The organism is Bacillus sp. AFS073361 (assembly GCF_002567005.1).
Taxonomy (GTDB): domain Bacteria; phylum Bacillota; class Bacilli; order Bacillales; family Cytobacillaceae; genus Neobacillus.
The window spans coordinates 121,302-141,367 of record NZ_NUZU01000031.1; the positions used below are offsets into that span (position 1 = coordinate 121,302).

The following is a 20,066-nucleotide window of genomic DNA, read 5'->3' on the forward strand; positions in this document are numbered from 1 at the left end:
AATGATTTGGTTAATTATTTCCACGTTACTAGCTGCCTCTGTCGCATGGTTAACTTATATCGTAAAAAAGGAAAAGGCTAAACAAAAAGAAATGAGAAACGACCATTTCCAAGAGCTAGAGGCTCTCAAAGAAATTCAAAGAGCCTCGATGGAAACGGCAGCAACGAAGTACGATGAGAAGATTATGAGTATGAGCGAAGCTTACCAACGTGAAATTGAGAAACTTGTGATCGAAAATGAAGAAATACGGAAAAATTATAATAACCAAGGAGAAATCGTCACCCATCAGATACTAGAAAATTTCAAATCCGATTTAATTCGAAAAAAAATCCTTCCACCAGATGAAATGATTATCATGCCGAACATTTATATACCCGATGGAAACGGTAATACTAGGCAGATTGATCACCTTGTCTTATTATCAACTGGTATCTATGTTATAGAAACCAAATACTGGAAAGGTCACATTGTTCTGGGATTAACAAGAAATAACAGCCAGAGATTTTCTTTTTTATCAGATATAATAGATAGTGAGAAAGAGGAAACACTGATTTTCGGAAAATCGGTGTCAGGAGAATTAACGGTAAAAACGTGTGAAAATCCAATCAGCCAGGTTCAACAGACGGCCTTCATCTTATCCAATTATTTGGAAAGTCAAGATATAACCTCATGGATTAACACCCTTGTATTCTTTAATTACGATGTAAAAGAGCTTCACGATTGGTCGGATAACAGCATAGTACATCGGGTGGCCAACAAAGAGCAGTTACATCAGTTTTTTATCAATGAGCTTACGTCCAAAAATAGAATTTATGGTGCTTTTCAGCTTAATACGATCAAGCATCTGATCGAAAACGCGAATTACCATTGAGATGCCCGTAAAAAAGGAGAACACCTTCGCTTCTAAACGAAAAGTGTTCTCCTTTACAATCAAATATCGATGAAATAGCGTTTTAATATTTTCAGGCTTCCTGTTCATGATCAATGTATTTCATTCCTCCAAAGCCCGTTCAAATGCTTTCGGGGGTGATTCCAACCACTCTTTTTGAATCAAGATATTCATACCATCATCAACAAATGCCCCAATGTTGATAAGAGTCCTAATATACAACATATCGATATCTCTTCTTGCAGTTACAGCCAATGAGTTTCCAAATGACCTTACCTTCATAGCGAACATATCCACTTTATGAAACAACATGATTTTATCTGAAAAAGGTGGATAGGTAGATGTTGTAACTAAATGGAGTAGGTAGTCAGGTGAATGGATACTTTCAACGTGAAGTTTTTCCTTATACTGTTTTACAGCTTTATCCGTCATTTCTAGACCTCTTTTAAACAATGCCCTTATCTTGTCATCTTGAACGGTTTGATGAAAGCCCAATAATAAGGCCATACTTGTAGCATTATTCTCGATATTATCCCAAAGATGAATGATTTCTAATGCATGTAATGGCCGGACATCTCCAAAAAAACCATTTAAGAAACTTTGTTTATCAATTTTTTCAATTCCATCTGGTGTCGGGATGGTGGGAGGTTTGGCAATAAATTTATTTTCCATTAAAACATTATTAATTTGCCCTAATAGGACAGTCGTGCATTGATTACAATAAATAAAGAACTCTCGTACGTCCTCCCTCAAAATCAATGGAACTGCTACGGCGTAAAGGCTCATGCCTGCCTTTGCAGCATATTTTAAATAGTGAACATAAAATTCATCCTTGTATAAACGAGGGGCTCCAAGATTGACATCATCTTTTGTAAATCCAATTGGGATAGGAAAATTCTCCTTTTTAAAAAACTCTTCGGTCCTCTGAATGAAATCCTTGGATAAAGCTAAGCCATTTTCTAAAAGCATCCTAATATCTTCTTCCTCACAATGTTGAAGAAAATAACTTAAAATTTGAATGGACATGCTGTTTCCCATATAGGTGGCCCAGAGTTTACCTATTTCAAATGACGTAAAAGGCTGGGTCTCATTTCCTGTTTTTGGATTTCTATTCAATGGTTTCATCACATTCATGGGATTTAAGTGTTTATCCGTGGTCATAACTAATCTCCTTTTCCCGCATTTTGCTTATCTTTTCCATTGAAATAGAATTTAATTCCAACAAACATCCCCCTCAAATCAAACATTTTCTGAGAATCATTGCCGTATTGCAAAAAAAGCCAGGGTTAAAAATATAAATAAAAGGCAGCTCTACTTTAGATAGAGCTACCTGAAAAAACGGTATATATTCTTATTTCTTTAAATGGTAAGGGACCGTCATGATAATCACGTTTTTCTGAAACAGCAAGTGAGCACCAATCAGTAAACTCGATTGATTATGAAGAATATTGTGCCAACCTTTCTTAGGGATAAATTATTGAACAAAATTATTTATCATGTTCATAATGAAAGCATCTCTGAAATTTGTCTGATATGTTTTTTTCATATATTCAAAAGAATGAAGTTACCGTAAAGTCCTTATATTTATTCCTATCTAGGAATTCAAAAAAACAATCACCTGAGATATTTTATAGACATAAAGTATCTATAAATCCGCAGAAAGTAGTGATTGAATGCCTGTTGTTATAACCGGAATGGATAGTCCCATCTATCAAGGCTTTCCTCCTCCCCTTTTTGGGGAATGGGGTCTGCCTATTATGGGGAGCCCTCCTCATAATTACTATCTAATTGGACATACCAAATATTATATAAGCCCCGGAGCTGTACCTGTTTTTCCCTATTGGGCTCCGTTTCGCTATTACACCGTGTAACAGCGAAATGGCAAGCCTTTTTAAGAGCCCTGAAAAAACGATGTATATTCTTATTTTTTTAAATGGTAAGGAACGGTCGTGATAATCACGTTTTTCCGAAACAGTAAATAGGCACGAATCAGTAAACTCGATTGATTATGAAGAATGTTGTGCCATCCCTTCTTTGGGATAAATTGCGGAATGATGACGGTGACTCGATAGTTCGCTTCACTCGCTTTATGTTCAATCGTATCAACAAATTTGGTAAGCGGATTAATGATACTTCTATAATGTGAGTGGAGCGTCACCAGTCTTACATCCGGCTGCCACTTCTTCCACTTTTCTTCAAAGTTTTTTTCGTCGTCTCTTTCAAAGGAAACATATACGGCAATAATTTGATCTTGAGAAAGAGATTTAGCATAGTTTATCGAATTTGCTACTACATTGGTCATGCCGGCAACAGGAACGATTAGTACATTTCCTTCAATAGGCATCAGAGGTTCACAAGTAGTGAGCCTAAGTTGGTCACCAACGGCATCATAATGCTTTCTTATTCGATGAAAGAGGTAGACAATAATCGGTAGAAAAATTAAAATTGACCAAACCTGTGAGAATTTTGTGATCAAGAACATTAATGTGACGACAAGACTAATGAGGGCACCTGTTGTATTGATAATGAATTTTGGAACCCATCCTTGTGGCTTTTCTCTCAGCCATTTAACCATCATGCCTGACTGAGACAAAGTAAATGGAAGAAACACCCCAATTGCATAAAGCGGGATAAGTGACTCTGTTTCAGCTTGAAAAGCAAGGATGAGAATAATAGAAGCAACTCCAAGTATGATGATCCCATTTGAATATCCTAATCTGTCCCCTCTAATAAGAAACATTCTTGGAATAAACTTATCCTTAGCCAGATTAACTGCCAACAACGGGAAAGCTGAATATCCAGTGTTCGCAGCGAGGATTAAGATCAATGCTGTAGTTCCTTGAATAAAGAAATAAATAAAATTCCTCCCGAAAGTTTCTTCAGCAATTTGAGAAACAACGGTTACTTCTGCTTTTGGAGAAATCCCATAATAATAAGCTAAAAATACAATTCCTGAAAATAATACGGCAAGCAAGGCTCCCATTGCCATTAATGTTTTAGCAGCATTTTTTGGTGCAGGGTCTTTAAAATTAGGGATTGCATTCGAAATGGCTTCAACCCCTGTTAGGGCGGAACTTCCTGAAGCGAACGCTCTTAAAAGTATAAATAGACTAATTCCCGCTACAGGTGTACCGATAGGTGTATGTAATTGAGGTGAAACCCCTCCAGTTACAATATGATACAAACCCACTCCAATTAATATAAACAATGCTACAACGAATAAGTAAACGGGGTAGGCTAATATTGAAGCAGACTCAGTTACTCCTCGTAAATTTAAAAGGGTTATAAAAATGACAAATACAATGGCAATTCCGACATTATATTGATGTAATGTAGGGAAGGCAGATGTTATAGCATCAGTCCCAGCAGACACACTTACAGCGACAGTTAGTATGTAGTCGACCAATAGTGAGCCGCCAGCTATCAAACCTGAATTTACACCTAGATTGCTCTTGGAAACTACATAAGCTCCACCCCCATGAGGATAAGCAAAGATGATTTGCCGATAAGACAGTATAAGGGCTGTTAAAAGAATTAATACACCAACTGCGATAGGAATGGAATACCAAAATGCAGCTGAACTCACCGTAATTAATACGATCAAAATTTGTTCTGGCCCGTATGCTACCGAAGATAGCGCATCAGACGAAAGGATTGCTAAGGCTTTGGTTTTATTAAGTTTCTGTTCTCCCAATTCATGGGATTTCAAAGGACGTCCAATTAAAAACCTTTTTAATGCTGAAAACATTAAATACTCACCACCCAATTGTGTTAATTAGTTTTATATTGCCCTAAAAAACGTAATTTCCTAAAAGCAATATTTTCAAAAATAAAAAAGTGCCTACAAGTCATAGTAAATAGACCTGTAGACACATCATTTTTCTCGTGTCACAAGCTCCACCTTCCTTCTCATATAACGCTTACGAGGTTAGCTGTCGGATTCGGACCTTTGAGTAGCCCTACCTTAAAAGGATTCACCCCGCGGGATAAGTAATGTCCCGCAAAAATGGTTCCCCCGTACCTAATGGTTTCAGCGATTTAGAAATTTGAAACTGTGTTTATATTACTCCTATGTTCAACGAATGTAAAAGAATTTTTTTCCAATAGATTAAATTCCATAAAAATGGAAATGTTAATAAAGTAAATATGCTATAGAAATATATAGTTTAGCTTATCGCATAGGAGGAATTACATGTATAAAGATAAGAATCCCTTTTTTTCTGATGAATATTTAGAGGAGTTAGCGAAAGAAATCAATCTCCAATATGGGGAGCCTATAAAAGAAAAACTGACGGATCCTATAGAAAATGATTTTGAGTAACACCACTTAAGACCGCATTTTGTGCGGTTATTAATTTCTTAATCAATCAAAATTCTCGGTACCCCAGTATGCCCTGTTCATTTACAAATTCCCCATTTAATATCCCCATTTCGCGTATATGTGCGCGAGTATCTTCATCACCCAAATAATGTAGTAAGGTATAGATTAGCAGAATACGTAGATCATAGTCTTTATTTTGGGGCTGATGATGATATTCAAGATAAGGAATGTGGGCTCGGAAATAACTTTCCCAATCTGTTTCCTCGGTTTTATCAAACAGCCGTTCTAGAACAGCAACTTCTTTATCCGTTGCTTCAATCCTAAAATCCCATTCCGATCCATCCGGTTCACTAAAAATCTCGTGAGATTGTATGTTAATATAATAGCTGTGTTTTAGTTCATTCATAAGACCATCTCCTATCCCTTTTTTTATGTATACCACAACTTTGAAATTCCAAAACGTTTAAGAGTACCGATTCCTCTTAATAATAGGAATATATTTTTCTACATTTCCAGCCTATTTTACTTGTAATCAGCACTTGTCCCATTCAGTCTTTTTCTGAGTACATATATTATTATTACCAAACATAAAGAAGTACCTCCTACAGCGTTTGCAAATTTGCAGACGCTTTTTTATTTTTAGAAGTTGAATAAGTAGAAAATAACAACCGTTTAGTATGAAGAAAATTTACCCATTCCTCCCTTTAAGCAAACCTAAAAAACCTTTAAAAAATTAAGTGAAAACGTTCACAAATAATTGTGGTAATCGCTTACAAAATAATATATAATTATATTAAAATTACAACTAGTGAGGTGAAACCGCATGAAAGAATATATTTTTCTTCTTGAAGAACCTGTTGGTACGAGAGAAATTAAAATTTTAGCATCAGGAATGATGGATGCCTTCAAAAAGGCAAAAGAATTTCGAAAAAATATTGTCCAAGATACTAAATCAAAGGTCAATATGATGCTAAAAGGTGTTAGATATACGGATTAACCTTATAAAAATATATTGAAAGGAAAAATCCTAAACTATATGTTCTTATTAAGATTAATAGTAGACAAATAAAGGAGAACACATTCGCTCATTAACGAAATGTGTTCTCCTTTTTATTTATACCTTCCTAAACATCCTCTAATCATTTATTTATCCTTCACACGAAGAAGTCTCAAGCTGTTTAACGTCACGATTAGAGTTGCTCCCATGTCTGCAAAAATGGCAATCCAAAGAGTCAACCACCCAGGAATAACTAATAACAATGCAATAAGTTTAATCCCTACAGAAAAAGTAATATTTTGTTTAATAATAAATAAGGCTTTTCTACTTAGTTTAACCGTAAATGGGAGTTTACCTAAATCATCCGCCATTAAAGCAATATCAGCTGTCTCAAGTGCGGTATCCGTTCCAGCACCACCCATAGCAATTCCGACAGTCGAAGCAGCTAATGCTGGTGCATCGTTTACACCGTCTCCAACCATAGCCACACGGTCGTATTTATTTCTTAATTCTTTAATGAAGGTAAGTTTATCTTGAGGTAATAGGTCAGCCTGAATATCAGAAACTCCTACCTGCTGGCCAATTGCATTTGCTGTCCCCTTATTATCACCCGTTAACATGATTGTTTTTTGAATACCTAATGAGTGAAGTTTCCGGATAACTGATCTGCTGTTCCCTCTCACTTCGTCCGCCACAGCGAGCAGGGCTAATATGTCTGAATCAGTCCCAACCACCATCACAGTTTTTCCTTTATTTTGGAGATCAGTTATAGTCACCCTAAGATTCGCCGGTATTCCATTTGTTAAGAGTTCATCATACAAATTAGGACTTCCTACATAATACATTTGTTTGTTGACTCTGCCTTGGATTCCTTTTCCTGTAATAGAAGAGAAATCTTCAATAGCAAGTTCATGAAATAGTAAGTTTTCCTGCTCCGCTTTTTTCATGATTGCTGAAGCCAATGGATGTTGGGAACCATTTTCTAATGCACCAATAATGGTAAGTAGTTCATTTGAGTCGATATTTGTCTGAGGAAGGTAATCCGTTACAACTGGAATTCCTTCCGTTAAAGTTCCAGTTTTATCAAAAGCAATTGCTTTAATTGCTCCCATTTCCTCTAAATGAATCCCACCTTTGATAAGAACTCCATTTCGTGCCGCATTACCAATTGCAGTAACAATGGATACAGGTGTAGAAATAACAAGTGCACAAGGACACCCAACCACTAATACAGCCAGACCCTGATAAATCCATTTACTCCAATCTGGATCAAATAATAGTGGTGGGAGTACAGCCACTAATAGCGAAATGAACATGATAACAGGTGTATAATACTTGGCAAACCGATCCACAAAAGCTTGAGATGGAGCTCTTTCAGCTTGAGCTTCCTCGACTAAATGAATAATCTTAGCGATCGTTGTATCGTCCACATGTTTGGTAACTTTAACTTCTAGAAGTCCCTCTTCGTTAAGAGTTCCAGCGAATACTTCATCATCAATTGTTTTGGAAACTGGAACAGATTCCCCAGTAATAGCGGCTTGATTAACAGACGATAGTCCCTTTACCACCGTTCCATCCATGGCGATTTTTTGACCTGGCTTTACAATCAAAATATCTCCAATTCGAATATCGTCCACTTCTACAGTGAACTCTTTATTTGCCCTACGAAGCAAGGCTTCTTTTGGAGCAATATCCATTAAGGATCGAATGGATTGTCTCGCCTTATCCATCGAATAAGACTCTAGAACCTCACTGATAGCAAACAGAATAACAACTGTCGCCCCTTCTCCCCACTCTCCGATTATCGCTGCCCCGATAACGGCTATCGTCATCAAGGTTCTCATATCAAATTCTAGGCGAAATAAATTTTTTAATCCCGTCGTGAAAAGGCGATAACCACCTATTAGGATGGAAGCTCCATAGGCTAGGATCGAAGAAATACTTTCCTCACTATTCATTTCTGCTGAAATCCATCCAATGAGCAAGAAAACAAATGAGGCGATTACTATTGAATGTTTTTGTAGGAAAGGCTCTTTCTTTTCTTCAAATCTTTGCTTTTCAGGAATCACTTTTATATTTTCAAAAGCTCCTGCTTTTTCTAGCTCTTCAATTGTTGTTTCTCCATAAACCGTTAATTTTGAGGCACCGAAATTTACATTTGCATTAACAACACCATCCAGGTGTTGCACGTTCTTTTCGAACTTTGTGGCACAGCCTGCTCAGGAGAATCCCTGCACTCGGTAAACGGTCTTTTCACTTGATTGTTCCAAAGCTTCACTCATGGTTTTCCACCTCCTTTTGATGTTCAAAGGCAATTTGGATCAACTGTCTTACATGGTCATCATCTAAGGAATAGAAGACTAATTTCCCTTCTTTGCGATATTTCGCTAAACCTAAATTACGAAGAAGTCGTAAATGATGGGAAGCAGTTGCGGTTGTACTACCCACAATATTGGCTACATCACAAACGCACAACTCATTTTCCTCACTTAAGGCATATGCAATCTTAATTCTAGTGTCATCGGATAATGCTTTAAATATTTGGGAAACTGCCATTGTATTTTGTTGGGAAATCGATTCTTTTACCCGTTTTACTTTTTCTCCATCCACGCAGGTTACTTCACATATATCATCGTGCTTCAAAAGTTCCATGCCTCCTTATTCAAACGCCTATTTGATTATCAGTATATGTAATTAGGTTTAAATGGTCAAATAATTATTTGAATGTTTTCAAATTCTGTATTGACAAGATGAATGTCCGTAACCAAGAGCATTGACAAGGACAATAAAGTTGCTTTAAGGAAACTTTTTAGGAGGGGGGGTAAAAACATGTCGAAAAATAATATTTCTCGAAGAGATTTTGGCCCCAAAAAACTGCCAGAGCTAGGTCGTCCTTTGGGTTCTACTCTTAAAGAATTTAAACAATCAACAAAAGGGATAATGGATGATGAGCACGATAAAGAAAAATAAAAATAAAGGAGAACACATTCGCAGGTTTACGAAATGTTCTCCTTTATTTTTAAATCTTCGTATACATCCAGTCTCTATTTTAGCACTTATCTTTTTCACCTATTAAGAGTGGAGCTTTTGTAATCGGCACCGTGCAAGACCTGTGCTATTTACCAGCCAAACTCCTGCAAGTACCAAAAAGATTCCTATTAACGTAATAGTAGTCAAATCTTTTTTTAAAAATAGGAAACCTGAAGGTACCAACTACTGGTACAATGAACAAAGATATGGATGCTTTACTGGCTTCCATTTTAGAAAGAATATTAGACCAGATAACAAAAGCTAATGCAGAGGCTAAAATTCAGAAATATAGAAGATAGACTAAAGCCATAAGACTCCAATGTGACTCTCCATGTTCAAAACTAAAAGAATACAAAAACAACCCAATTGCTACTGCAGCCATTTGCCATGTAGTAAATTGAATAGAATCATAGTCTTGCAACTTTTTTTGAAAATTAAACTAGATAGAGCCCATGTTACTGCAGAGCTTAAAGCAAGAAATCCATAAAAACTTTGCACACTCAAACTCAATTTGTGTATAGTATGTTCTGTTCGAATCTTTTTTTACCGATTACCAACAAGATTATCAAATTACCAATTATTTTATTTTTTGATATCCGATTTTATGCTTGTTTTAAATTAAATGCTTTCTATCATTCGATACCCAACACCCATTTCAGTTAGAATGTATTTTGGCTCAGCAGGATTTGATTCTAATTTTCTGCGGATATTTGCCATATTGACTCGTAATGCTTGTGTTTCATTGGTGTATGGTCCCCAAATTTTTTTAATGATAAAGTCATGTGTTAACACTTTGCCAGCATGCTTAGAAAGCAAAGTAATGATTTTGTATTCAATTGGAGTAAAATGAACTTCCTTCCCTTTGATAAGAACTTTTCGTTTCTCAAAATCGATTTCAAATTCTCCAACGTTAAACTTTTTGAGACTTTGATCCTCACTTTCTATAGCTTTCTTATATCGCCTTATAGCAGTTCGAATTCGAGCAAGCAACTCTGAAGTGCCAAATGGTTTTGTAATATAATCATCCGCACCTAGGTCAAGTGCTTCAACTTTTTCCCGTTCATGCCCACGAGCTGATACAACAATAATAGGCACCTCGCTCCATTGTCTAATAGCTTTTAAAACCTCGATTCCATCAATATCTGGCAATCCTAAATCCAACAAAATTAAATCAGGCGAATGAGAAGCCATCATTGAAATGGCTTCATTTCCCTTTTTAGTTTTTATGATTTGATAATGATTTGAAGTTAATATAGCAGAAATAAAATTGCTTATACCTGTTTCATCTTCAACGATTAAAATCAAAGTTTTATACACCATTTTACACAGCCCTTCTTTAGCTTCCCTGTTAATTCTGAACCTGGTTTACTTATTATGATAGTGGTAAAGAGAATCGGAATACTGCGCCACCTGACTTTCGATTTTCTGCACTCATTTTACCATGATGTGCCTTAATAATTGACATACAGATGGAAAGACCTATTCCCATCCCTCTTGATGAATCAGCACTTTTCTTTCCATTTGGTACAAAACTTGTAAATAAATATGGTAAATCTTCAGCAGCAATTCCTTCTCCGTTATCAATTACCTCAATTACTGCATAATTCTTATTCTTTTTCACAATTACATCAATTGCTCCATTGTTTTGTGAATGTTTGACCGCATTTTCAAGAAGATTAATCAGGACCTGTGCAATTAATGTGCCATCCATGGGAACAATTAAAAGTTCGTTAGGTACCTTTACAGAAATATTGCTCTCTGGAAATCTCTTTCTAATTCGACTTACTGCTTCTGCAACAATTTCCTCAACAGCCTCCGGTGATTTGGAAACATTCATTGTTCCTTCATGGATTCGAGTTACAGACAACAAGTTTTCTACCATTCGAATTAACCATTGGGAATCTTCAATTATGTTCGCAATCAAATTGTTTTTGGTAGACTCATCAAAAGATGCTTGATTTTCGAGAATTGCAGAACTCGCACCTAGAATGGCTGTTAGGGGTGTTCTTAAATCATGTGAGATTGCACGCAATAAATTACTTCTCATTTTCTCTTTTTCAGATTCTACCAGAATTATGTGCTGTTCATCTGATAAATACTGGCGTTCTAAGGCCATTGCTACTTGTGCAGTAATCATTTGTAAGAAAAGACGATCATCATGATCGAGAAGTATTTTTTCACAGGATATTCCCATTACACCAAGTATCTTTTTTTGTGATACTACAGGAAAATAATAAGCTTTTGCTCCCATTAGTGTGTCAGTTCCAGCTCCAGCCGGTTTGTGGTTGACAAATACCCAATGTGCGACTGCTTTTTCACTCTCAGATTGTAAAATATCGTCCTTTATCTCTTCTGAAAATTGCTTCAAGTAACCTATTGTCCCGTTTTCGGGATCTTCTGTGTAAAAAATTACTGTTCGATTGAACAGTTTAACTACATATTCATTTGTCAGATTCACGATTCTATCAAGCCCTCTGGCAGCTAACAACTTTTTGTTTATTTCATAAAGAACCTCTGTCCGACGCTCTCTTTCTACCGCAAGTCTTGCTTGTGTTTTAATACGAACCGTCAAAGCACTTGCAAACAATGCGACTAACAACATAATGAAAAAGGTAACTGGATATCCTGCTTGAATAGCATTAAATGTGTAATAGGGTACAGTAAAAAAGAAATTAAATGCTAGAACACTTAAAAATGAAGAAACTATACCATAGAGATACCCTATTGTAATTCTTGAGATAACGAGTACCGACAAAATATAAACCATTATCACATTTTGTTCGCCGATTCCAAGCGCACGAAGTTCAATTGAAACAATAGTTGCTAACATTAATAATGCAATAGACTTAAGAGCATCTCTCCAAAAAAATTGTACTTGACTACGGAAATGAAATCTTCTCGTTTTTCTATAAGGTCGGAGTATGTTATCAGGAATGATATGTATCTCCAAACTTGGTAAAAGCGATATAAGCTGGTCTTCAAAATCCATTTCAAAGATGTTCTTAAATGATTTCTTATTTCGACTCTTACCAATCACAATATTCGTGATACCTGATAGCTTTGCATATTCTGCAACAGCTGTTGCAATATTGTCTCCATTAATTGTTACAATTTCAGCACCTAATTTCTCTGCTAAATCCATATTCATCCTAAGCGTTTTTTGTTGCTGTTCAGTAAATCTACCACTATCCATATTTTCTACATAAACAGCTACCCAAGGTGCATGAAATGCTTCTGCCGTCCTCGCAGTCCATCTAATGCATTTCGCTGACGAAGGAGAGGGACCAATACAAACTAGAAGTTTTGTATTGGCCATTTTAGCGAAACTACGTCGTGTATTCAGGTTCTCATGGCTGATTCTATCAGCCACTTTCCGCATGGCTATCTCACGTAAAAGTCGAAGATTTTCCACTGTAAAAAAGTTATTAATAGCTGTTGCAACTCTGTCAGGACTATATATTTTTCCTTCTTCAAATCGTTTTAATAATTCTACAGGATCAATATCAATTAGTTTTACGGAATCTGCACGATCAAAAAAGGTATCTGGTACAGTTTCTCTTACAGTAATCTTTGTTATATCTTGAACAATATCGTTCAAGCTTTCTATATGTTGGACATTTAGGGTTGTATATACATTTATTCCAGCATTTAAAAGTTCCTCAATGTCCTGATATCGTTTCTTGTTACGAAGACCACGAGCATTAGTATGAGCAAGCTCATCCACTAAAATGAGTTCAGGCTTCCTGATTAAAGCTGCATCTAAATCAAATTCCTTTAGCTCTATGTTTCTATAAGAAATCTTTTTCGAAGGTAACATTGGCAAACCTTCAAGAAGTTGCGTAGTCTCTGGTCTCGTATGCGGTTCAACATATCCTACTATGACATCAACACCATTTCCAAAATGTTCTCTTGCCTCGTCTAACATCGAATAGGTTTTTCCTACACCTGCCGCATAGCCAAAGAAGATTTTTAGTTTACCAACTTTCTTTTGTTGTTCAAGTATGTCTTCTAAAAGCTTATCTGGATTTGGACGTTTATCTTCTTGTATCATACGAAATCACTTTCCTTTATAGTAGACCATCAAGCGCTAAATTTACCTTTAAAACATTTACTCCAGGTTCTCCAATAAATGCGAGAAATCTGTCTGTAGTATATTGATTGATGATTTTTCTAACTTTATCTTCACTTATTCCTCGTGTTTTTGCAATTCTTGACACCTGATATTCAGCTGCTTCAGGTGAAATATATGGATCGACTCCACTACCTGAAGCTGTAACTAAATCCATCGGGATATCAGATTTGTTGTTTGGATCAAATTTATGCCACCAATCAATTCGCTCCTGGACAAGTTTTTCTTGTTCAGCGCTAACAGGAGAAAGATTTGTTGTACCCATTGATCTCCCAATTAAATATTTTGGTTCAGTAAATTTTTGTGCAATTAATTCGGAACCTACGTCTTTCTTTGTTCCATCTTTTCCTGTAACCATGACAATGCTTCCATTTGATTGGTTTGGAAATATTAGTTGAGCAATTCCAGTTACTACACTCGTATACACAACCCCACAAAGAATTGTCAATGCCATAAAAATAAACAAAGCTGGTCTAAATATTTTTGATATGTTTGTCATCAGTACCACCTCACACAAGACCGCTAATGGTCAGAATCATATCTATCAGTTTGATTGCCAAGAAAGGCGCAATTACCCCACCCAGACCATAAATCAAAATATTTCTTTTAAGTAGCTTTCCAGCTGGCAATTCACGATATTTAACACCTTTTAATGATAATGGGATTAAAAAGACAATGATTAACGCATTGTAAATGATCGCTGACAATATCGCGCTTGTTGTACTTGTAAATCCTAAAACATTTAGAGTGGTTAACTGTGGAAATATCCCTAAAAATAGAACTGGGATAATAGCAAAGTATTTTGCCACATCATTTGCCACACTAAATGTGGTCAAAGAGCCCCTTGTCATTAGAAGCTGTTTTCCGATTCTTACTATGTCGATCAACTTCGTAGGACTTGAATCTAAGTCAACCATATTTCCTGCTTCTTTCGCTGCTTGTGTACCAGTATTCATTGCTACTGCAACGTCTGCTTGCGCCAATGCAGGTGCATCATTAGTTCCATCACCCGTCATTGCTACTAAATGTCCCTTTGCTTGGTAATCTCTAATCAGTGCTAATTTAGCTTCTGGTGTAGCTTCTGCCAAGAAATCGTCTACACCAGCTTCTGCAGCAATAGCTGCAGCTGTCATCGGGTTATCACCTGTGATCATGATGGTTTTGATACCCATTTTACGTAAGTCACCAAAACGTTCCTTTACACCGTTTTTAACAATGTCTTTTAGGTAAATAACACCTAACACTTTTGCGTTTTGAGCAACAACCAACGGTGTACCTCCAGCTCCTGCAACTTGTTTGACAATTTGATCACATTCAGATGGGTATTCCCCACCCTTTTGTAGAACATAGTTTTTAATTGCATCCACAGCCCCTTTTCGGATTTCATTGCCAACAAAATCAACACCACTCATTCTTGTTTTTGCTGAGAATTCAATGAAGTTTGCATTTAATCGACTAAGATCTCGACCACGAATATCAAACTTTTCTTTTGCGAGAATAACGATACTTCTGCCTTCAGCTGTCTCATCTGCTAAGGAAGAGAGTTGAGCCGCATCAGCCAATTCTCTTTCTTCAACATTGCCCACTGGAATAAACTCGCTTGCTTGACGATTTCCTAGTGTAATTGTTCCTGTTTTATCTAATAAAAGAATATCCACATCACCAGCAGCTTCAATCGCACGCCCACTCATTGCTAAAACATTCGCTTGATTGAGTCGGCTCATCCCTGCGATACCTATTGATGAAAGTAAGGCGCCGATTGTTGTAGGTGCAAGACAGACTAACAGAGCAATAACATTTGTGATTGAAATTGCAGTGCCTGAACCTGCTAAATTACTTACAAAGTTCGAAAATGGGAGCAGTGTAGCTGTTACAACAAGAAAAATAATCGTCAATGTAACCAAAAGAATTTGGAGTGCAATTTCATTTGGCGTTTTCTTTCTAGATGCACCTTCCACCATAGCTATCATTTTATCAAGAAAGCTTTCACCAGCTTCCGCTGTCACTAGAATGATCAACCAATCTGAAACAACTGTTGTACCTCCTGTAACAGCACTTCTGTCTCCACCAGATTCACGAATGACAGGTGCAGACTCTCCAGTGATTGCACTCTCATCAACGGAAGCTGCTCCTTCAATTACCTCACCATCCATTGGAATCTGATTACCAGCACTGACAAATACAAGATCACCTTTTTTCAATGTGTTGGATAATACTTCAGTGTACTCATCGATATTAGTAGCTGATTTTAACTTCTTTGCTTTTACTTCCTTTTTCGCACTGCGTAGACTATCCGCTTGCGCACGGCCACGGCCTTCTGCAATTGACTCTGCAAAATTTGCAAATAAAACTGTAAACCATAAAATAAGCGCAATATCTAAGGTGTACCATGAATTCTCATCTTTGATCCCCATGAAAGAGAGAATGTATAGAAATGTTGTAAAGATTGCTCCAATATATACCACCAACATGACAGGGTTTTTTAACTGTAGACGAGGTGATAGTTTTACGAAAGACTGACGCAATGCGTCATTAAAAATATTCTTGTCAATATGCTTTCCATTCATCGTTTTCACCTCAATTAATGTGTAAAATAATCTGCAATCGGGCCTAAGGCTAAAGCAGGTAAGAAACTGAGTGCTCCAATTAAAAGAATGACTGAGACTAATAATCCAACAAACATCGTATTACCAGTTGATAAAGTTCCTTCACTTGCAGCAGTTGTTTTCTTACGAGCAAGGTTTTCTGCCAGATAAAGAATAGCTCCAATTGGAATAAAGCGAACCAATAACATCACAATTCCACCAATAACGTTTGTGAAAATTGTATTGGCAGTGAACCCACCAAATGCGCTTCCATTGTTATTTGCCATCGAAGAAAAATTATAAAGGATTTCTGAAAATCCGTGTGCTCCAGAATTGTTAAGCCATGACGAAGCAGCAGGCATTGAAACTGCAAGTGCTGTACTTAATAGTGTTAATAGTGGTGGTGTAAGAACTATTAGACAAACCATCTTCATATCAAACGGTTCAATTTTCTTTCCTAAATATTCAGGGGTTCGCCCAACCATCAATCCTGCGATGAAGACAGTCAACATGACGAACGCCAACATACCGTAAAGCCCGCTTCCTACACCACCAAAGATTATTTCCCCTAATTGCATAAGGAACATAAGAACCATGCCAGCAAGTGGGGTAAAACTGTCATGCATGGCATTCACAGATCCATTTGAAGCAGCAGTTGTTGCTGTACCCCATAAGGCTGAAGCACCTACACCATGAATGACTTCTTTTCCTTCTATACTTCCTGAAGTTGCTACTCCAGGAAAAGCTGGTGCAGCAAATTGCTCACTCATGGTTACTGCTACGATTGATACCACAAATAGAATCAGCATGGTGATGTATAGTGATCTACCTTGTTTGCTATCATTTACTGCTTTCCCAAATGAAACACAAAGTGCAGCTGGGATAATTAAAATAGAAAGCACTTGAATAAAGTCGGAGAACGATGTTGGATTTTCTAATGGAAAAGCTGAGTTCATTCCAAAAAATCCACCACCGTTTGTACCTAGTTGTTTTATTGCAATCTGACTTGCAGCAGGTCCTAATGGAATAATTTGATTTACACCATTCTCCACCATCGAAACAACTTTATAATGGTCAAACGTTTGCACCACACCTTGTGAAGCAATAAGTAGTGCCACAACTAGCGATAAAGGAATCAAAACATATAGTGTTATTCTCGTGATATCTACCCAGTAGTTACCGATCTTTTGTTCTTTTTTTAGAATAAAACCTCGTATCAGTGCGAATAAAACAGCGATACCTGTTGCCGCTGAAACAAAATTTTGAACTGTTAGTCCAATAGACTGGGTCAAATAAGATAGAGTGCTCTCGCCAGAGTAGGCTTGCCAATTCGTGTTAGAAACAAAACTTGCTGCTGTATTCCACGCTAGATGCCAACTTGTTCCCTTCATCCCTTCAGGATTTAAAGGAAGGAAACCTTGAATCATTTGTAATCCCCAAAGAAAGATCAGCCCTATTGTGCTAAAGGTCATAACAGCAACTATATATTGTTTTGCTCCCATGCCTTCTACATTACAACTACCGATGATTTTATAAACACATTTCTCTACTGGCGATATAATTTTGGTTAAAAATACTTTTTGACCAGTCATTACCTTATAAATATAAACACCTATTGGAATCGATAATCCGACTAAAACAACAATGAAAAAAGCATCTTGTAAAATAATATTGTTCATAAATTTTCACCCTTAAATAAGACGTACAACAAGTAAACAAATAACGACAGACCTACTATTCCAGCGAAAAGTAAAACGGCATTCACCTTTACAACTCTCCTTTCCAATTTTTTTCAACGTCACTAAATCGTCAGAAAATGAATCAATTTTCCTTCTTGAAATGATTTTATTAAATTTGGAATAAAGATAGTGTTCAAATACTGGAGGATGGTGTAAAGATTCTGTTAAGACTTGATAATAAAATTAATAAGTTCACACAATTTTTTATTCAAGCAACCTATTATGAATGAAAAAAAACCAGTAGGGTATTCTCTACTGGGTTAACGACTATCTAGCCACCACAAAAGCGGTTTTGTTCAGTTTATGAAATTGGAATTGCAACTGCTTTAATGAAAGAATTAATCGCTATTCCAAGGAAAGAGAGTATATGACTTTAATTGCTGGAATTGATGCAGCTAATGAAAAAAGTATTGCTATGCATAAAAACTTTGGCTTTGTTTCTTCAGGTACAATAAAAAAGGCGGGTTTTAAATTACTTAAAAAAATGCATATACACGAAAATTGTGGTCCCTTCATTTTAATAAAAAAACTTTATAATAAAAAGTAAAAACGTTTACAAATAATTGTGGTAATCGCTTACAAAATTATATATAATTATATTAAAATTACAACTTGTGAGGTGAAATACATGAAAGAATATATTTTTCTTCTGGAAGAACCTGTTGGTACAAGAGAAATTAAGATTTTAGCATCAGGTATGATGGATGCCTTCAAAAAGGCAAAGGAATTTCGAAAAAATATTGTCCAAGATACGAAATCAAAGGTCAATATGATGCTAAAAGGTGTTAGATATACGGATTAACCTTAAAATAAAAATATATTGAAAGGAACAATCCTAAACTATATGTTCTTATTAAGATTAATAGTAGACAAATAAAGGAGAACACATTCGCAGATTAACGAATTGTGTTCTCCTTTTAATTTATATTTAGATACTTGGTTTCTTTACTGAGCACTGGTCACCCGATAGTCGGATCCCTAGCGAAGCTTTTCGTACCAACACAAAGTAGGAAAGGAAAGCCAGAATACTTGAGCCCAAGATGATGACACCCATAGGAACACCTGTATACGCCCCTGCTATTCCCACTAGTGGAGCACTTAACGAGCCAAGTACAAATGGCAATACACCTAATAAGGCAGAGGCACTTCCCGCGATATGACCTTGCGTTTCAATCGCTAAAGTAAATGACGTGGTGCCAATCATACTGATGGAAGATATAAAAAAGAAAATCGGAATGACAACGGCGAAAAGTGGTGCATTTAATAGTAAAGCGATGAGTAAAACGGCACCTGCTATATTAGCGATGACTAACCCTATTTTTAAGAAGGTCCGCTCCGGAATGATGTCTGCAAAGCGGCCAACCAGCTGACTTCCAATAATTAACGCTATTCCATTGGTCCCAAATAATAAACTAAATTGCTGCGGTGTGACTTGATAAATATTCTGATAAACAAACGGAATGCCAGATACATAGGCAAAGATACCTGCCGTAGTAAAAGCTTGAGTGAGTGCGTATCCCATAAATGTTCGATCTCTGAATAATGAACTGAAGTTGCTCATGATTTGTGGCAAATTGCTTGGAACACGGTTTTCATCTGGCAAAGTTTCTTCTAATTTGAGTGTAACCGTGAAAAGCAGCACTGCACCAATACAGGCCAAAGCAACAAAAACCCCATGCCAATTGGTAAACGTGAGAATTCCGCCTCCAACAATCGGGGCTACGATTGGCCCGAGGTTCCCCACTAACACCATCAGCGTAAAGAACTTGGTCAGTTCCTTTCCACTAAAAAGATCTCTGACAATCGCTTTTGAAATCACAAGTCCTCCAGCAGCAGCAAAGCCCTGGACTAGACGGGCAATGATAAGGAAATAGATATTAGGCGCAAACGCACATGTGATAGAAGCCAGTAAGTACAAGGTGATAAAGATGAGCAAGGGTTGCCTGCGGCCTTTCACATCACTCATTGGACCAATAACTAATTGCCCTAGTCCGAGGCCTAATAAACAGGAGGTTAAACTAATTTGTACAAGTGAAGCCGTCGTATCAAAATCTTTTACAATCGTTGGAAAAGACGGTAAATACGTATCAATTGTAAAAGGCCCTAACAGTCCAAGTGATCCTAAGAGGATGGCAAGCTGTATTCGTTTCTTTCCAGTAAGTTTATTCAATTTCCATCGCCTTTCTATATAAATCGTATTGTTTACATTTATTTCGATATCCTAAATTAATAAATTTTATTATAACCTGAACCTTGCTCAAGCGTAAACAAATATAATTAGGGGAAGCGGTTCCATTTTTTCGGGACTTGGGTGAACGTGGGTTCTCTTCAGTTTTTGAGATATTTTAAGATGTTTTGTCCTTAATCGAGTAACTA

General features: G+C 36.7%; 17 protein-coding genes, 1 pseudogene and 1 riboswitch. Of the genes and pseudogenes, 6 read left to right on the forward strand and 12 right to left on the reverse strand.

What is annotated here, in order from left to right; all coding sequences use genetic code 11:
* The first annotated feature begins 1 nt into the window (after nucleotide 1).
* Nucleotides 2–871: a nuclease-related domain-containing protein gene (locus COJ96_RS15455; protein WP_098574707.1), complete on the forward strand. Its 870-nt coding sequence runs from the start codon at nucleotides 2–4 to the stop codon at nucleotides 869–871.
* A gap of 120 nt (nucleotides 872–991) precedes the next feature.
* On the opposite strand, the gene COJ96_RS15460 is transcribed toward COJ96_RS15455, so the two are convergent.
* Together COJ96_RS15460 and COJ96_RS15465 are read right to left on the reverse strand one after the other, a co-directional pair.
* Nucleotides 992–2,050, reverse strand: coding sequence for a DUF3231 family protein (locus tag COJ96_RS15460; RefSeq protein WP_180230132.1), 1,059 nt, complete (start codon nucleotides 2,048–2,050; stop codon nucleotides 992–994).
* A gap of 760 nt (nucleotides 2,051–2,810) precedes the next feature.
* Nucleotides 2,811–4,637 (reverse strand): APC family permease, encoded by a 1,827-nt coding sequence (locus tag COJ96_RS15465; protein ID WP_098574708.1) that lies wholly within the window; start codon nucleotides 4,635–4,637, stop codon nucleotides 2,811–2,813.
* Nucleotides 4,638–4,790: 153 nt separating this feature from the next.
* A riboswitch (cyclic di-AMP (ydaO/yuaA leader) is annotated at nucleotides 4,791–4,935 on the reverse strand.
* 146 nt (nucleotides 4,936–5,081) lie between these two features.
* Between COJ96_RS15465 and COJ96_RS15470 the strand changes: the two genes are divergently transcribed.
* The gene (locus COJ96_RS15470) at nucleotides 5,082–5,210 is read left to right on the forward strand and encodes a hypothetical protein (protein ID WP_098574709.1); all 129 of its coding nucleotides are present in this window, start codon (nucleotides 5,082–5,084) and stop codon (nucleotides 5,208–5,210) included.
* 46 nt (nucleotides 5,211–5,256) lie between these two features.
* On the opposite strand, the gene COJ96_RS15475 is transcribed toward COJ96_RS15470, so the two are convergent.
* Nucleotides 5,257–5,616, reverse strand: a complete 360-nt coding sequence (locus COJ96_RS15475; RefSeq protein ID WP_098574710.1) for a hydrolase — start codon at nucleotides 5,614–5,616, stop codon at nucleotides 5,257–5,259.
* A 417-nt stretch (nucleotides 5,617–6,033) separates the two neighbouring features.
* Here COJ96_RS15475 and COJ96_RS28685 point away from each other — a divergent pair, with 417 nt between their 5' ends.
* Nucleotides 6,034–6,207 (forward strand): hypothetical protein, encoded by a 174-nt coding sequence (locus tag COJ96_RS28685; RefSeq protein ID WP_155928807.1) that lies wholly within the window; start codon nucleotides 6,034–6,036, stop codon nucleotides 6,205–6,207.
* A gap of 146 nt (nucleotides 6,208–6,353) precedes the next feature.
* Here COJ96_RS28685 and COJ96_RS15480 read toward each other — a convergent pair whose 3' ends face one another.
* Together COJ96_RS15480 and COJ96_RS15485 are read right to left on the reverse strand one after the other, a co-directional pair.
* Entirely contained in the window at nucleotides 6,354–8,489 is a 2,136-nt protein-coding gene (locus COJ96_RS15480) for a heavy metal translocating P-type ATPase (RefSeq protein ID WP_098574711.1), read from the reverse strand.
* Complete coding sequence (locus COJ96_RS15485) at nucleotides 8,482–8,850, reverse strand: ArsR/SmtB family transcription factor (protein ID WP_098574762.1); 369 nt, start codon at nucleotides 8,848–8,850, stop codon at nucleotides 8,482–8,484. Before COJ96_RS15485 ends, COJ96_RS15480 begins: the two co-directional genes overlap by 8 nt.
* Nucleotides 8,851–9,036: 186 nt before the next feature.
* On the opposite strand from COJ96_RS15485, the gene COJ96_RS15490 reads away from it, so the two are divergent.
* A complete protein-coding gene (locus COJ96_RS15490) occupies nucleotides 9,037–9,177 on the forward strand; it encodes a twin-arginine translocase TatA/TatE family subunit (protein WP_098574712.1) in 141 nt (46 codons plus the stop codon).
* Between the two features lie 678 nt (nucleotides 9,178–9,855).
* On the opposite strand, the gene COJ96_RS15495 is transcribed toward COJ96_RS15490, so the two are convergent.
* The 6 genes from COJ96_RS15495 to COJ96_RS29610 are packed head-to-tail and all read right to left on the reverse strand — an operon-like array spanning nucleotide 9,856 to nucleotide 17,716.
* Complete coding sequence (locus COJ96_RS15495; protein ID WP_098574713.1) at nucleotides 9,856–10,557, reverse strand: response regulator; 702 nt, start codon at nucleotides 10,555–10,557, stop codon at nucleotides 9,856–9,858.
* 52 nt (nucleotides 10,558–10,609) lie between these two features.
* Complete coding sequence (locus tag COJ96_RS15500; RefSeq protein WP_098574714.1) at nucleotides 10,610–13,288, reverse strand: sensor histidine kinase; 2,679 nt, start codon at nucleotides 13,286–13,288, stop codon at nucleotides 10,610–10,612.
* Nucleotides 13,289–13,304: 16 nt separating this feature from the next.
* On the reverse strand, nucleotides 13,305–13,865 hold the full coding sequence (kdpC, locus tag COJ96_RS15505; protein WP_098574715.1) for a K(+)-transporting ATPase subunit C: 561 nt from the start codon (nucleotides 13,863–13,865) through the stop codon (nucleotides 13,305–13,307).
* A gap of 10 nt (nucleotides 13,866–13,875) precedes the next feature.
* Complete coding sequence (gene kdpB / locus COJ96_RS15510; RefSeq protein ID WP_098574716.1) at nucleotides 13,876–15,933, reverse strand: potassium-transporting ATPase subunit KdpB; 2,058 nt, start codon at nucleotides 15,931–15,933, stop codon at nucleotides 13,876–13,878.
* A gap of 14 nt (nucleotides 15,934–15,947) precedes the next feature.
* Nucleotides 15,948–17,630 carry a potassium-transporting ATPase subunit KdpA gene (kdpA, locus tag COJ96_RS15515; RefSeq protein ID WP_098574717.1) on the reverse strand — a complete coding sequence of 561 codons (1,683 nt, stop codon included), beginning with the start codon at nucleotides 17,628–17,630 and terminating at the stop codon, nucleotides 15,948–15,950.
* Complete coding sequence (locus tag COJ96_RS29610) at nucleotides 17,627–17,716, reverse strand: potassium-transporting ATPase subunit F (RefSeq protein WP_142333011.1); 90 nt, start codon at nucleotides 17,714–17,716, stop codon at nucleotides 17,627–17,629. The genes kdpA and COJ96_RS29610 overlap by 4 nt, the downstream gene beginning before the upstream one ends.
* Nucleotides 17,717–18,001: 285 nt before the next feature.
* Between COJ96_RS29610 and COJ96_RS15520 the strand changes: the two are divergent.
* Both COJ96_RS15520 and COJ96_RS28690 read left to right on the forward strand, forming a co-directional pair.
* Nucleotides 18,002–18,237: pseudogene (locus tag COJ96_RS15520) on the forward strand (N-acetyltransferase family protein); the annotation flags it as partial.
* An 81-nt stretch (nucleotides 18,238–18,318) separates the two neighbouring features.
* A complete protein-coding gene (locus COJ96_RS28690) occupies nucleotides 18,319–18,492 on the forward strand; it encodes a hypothetical protein (protein WP_155928807.1) in 174 nt (57 codons plus the stop codon).
* Between the two features lie 126 nt (nucleotides 18,493–18,618).
* On the opposite strand, the gene COJ96_RS15525 is transcribed toward COJ96_RS28690, so the two are convergent.
* Nucleotides 18,619–19,860, reverse strand: a complete 1,242-nt coding sequence (locus COJ96_RS15525; RefSeq protein WP_098574718.1) for a Bcr/CflA family multidrug efflux MFS transporter — start codon at nucleotides 19,858–19,860, stop codon at nucleotides 18,619–18,621.
* Nucleotides 19,861–20,066: the final 206 nt, after the last annotated feature.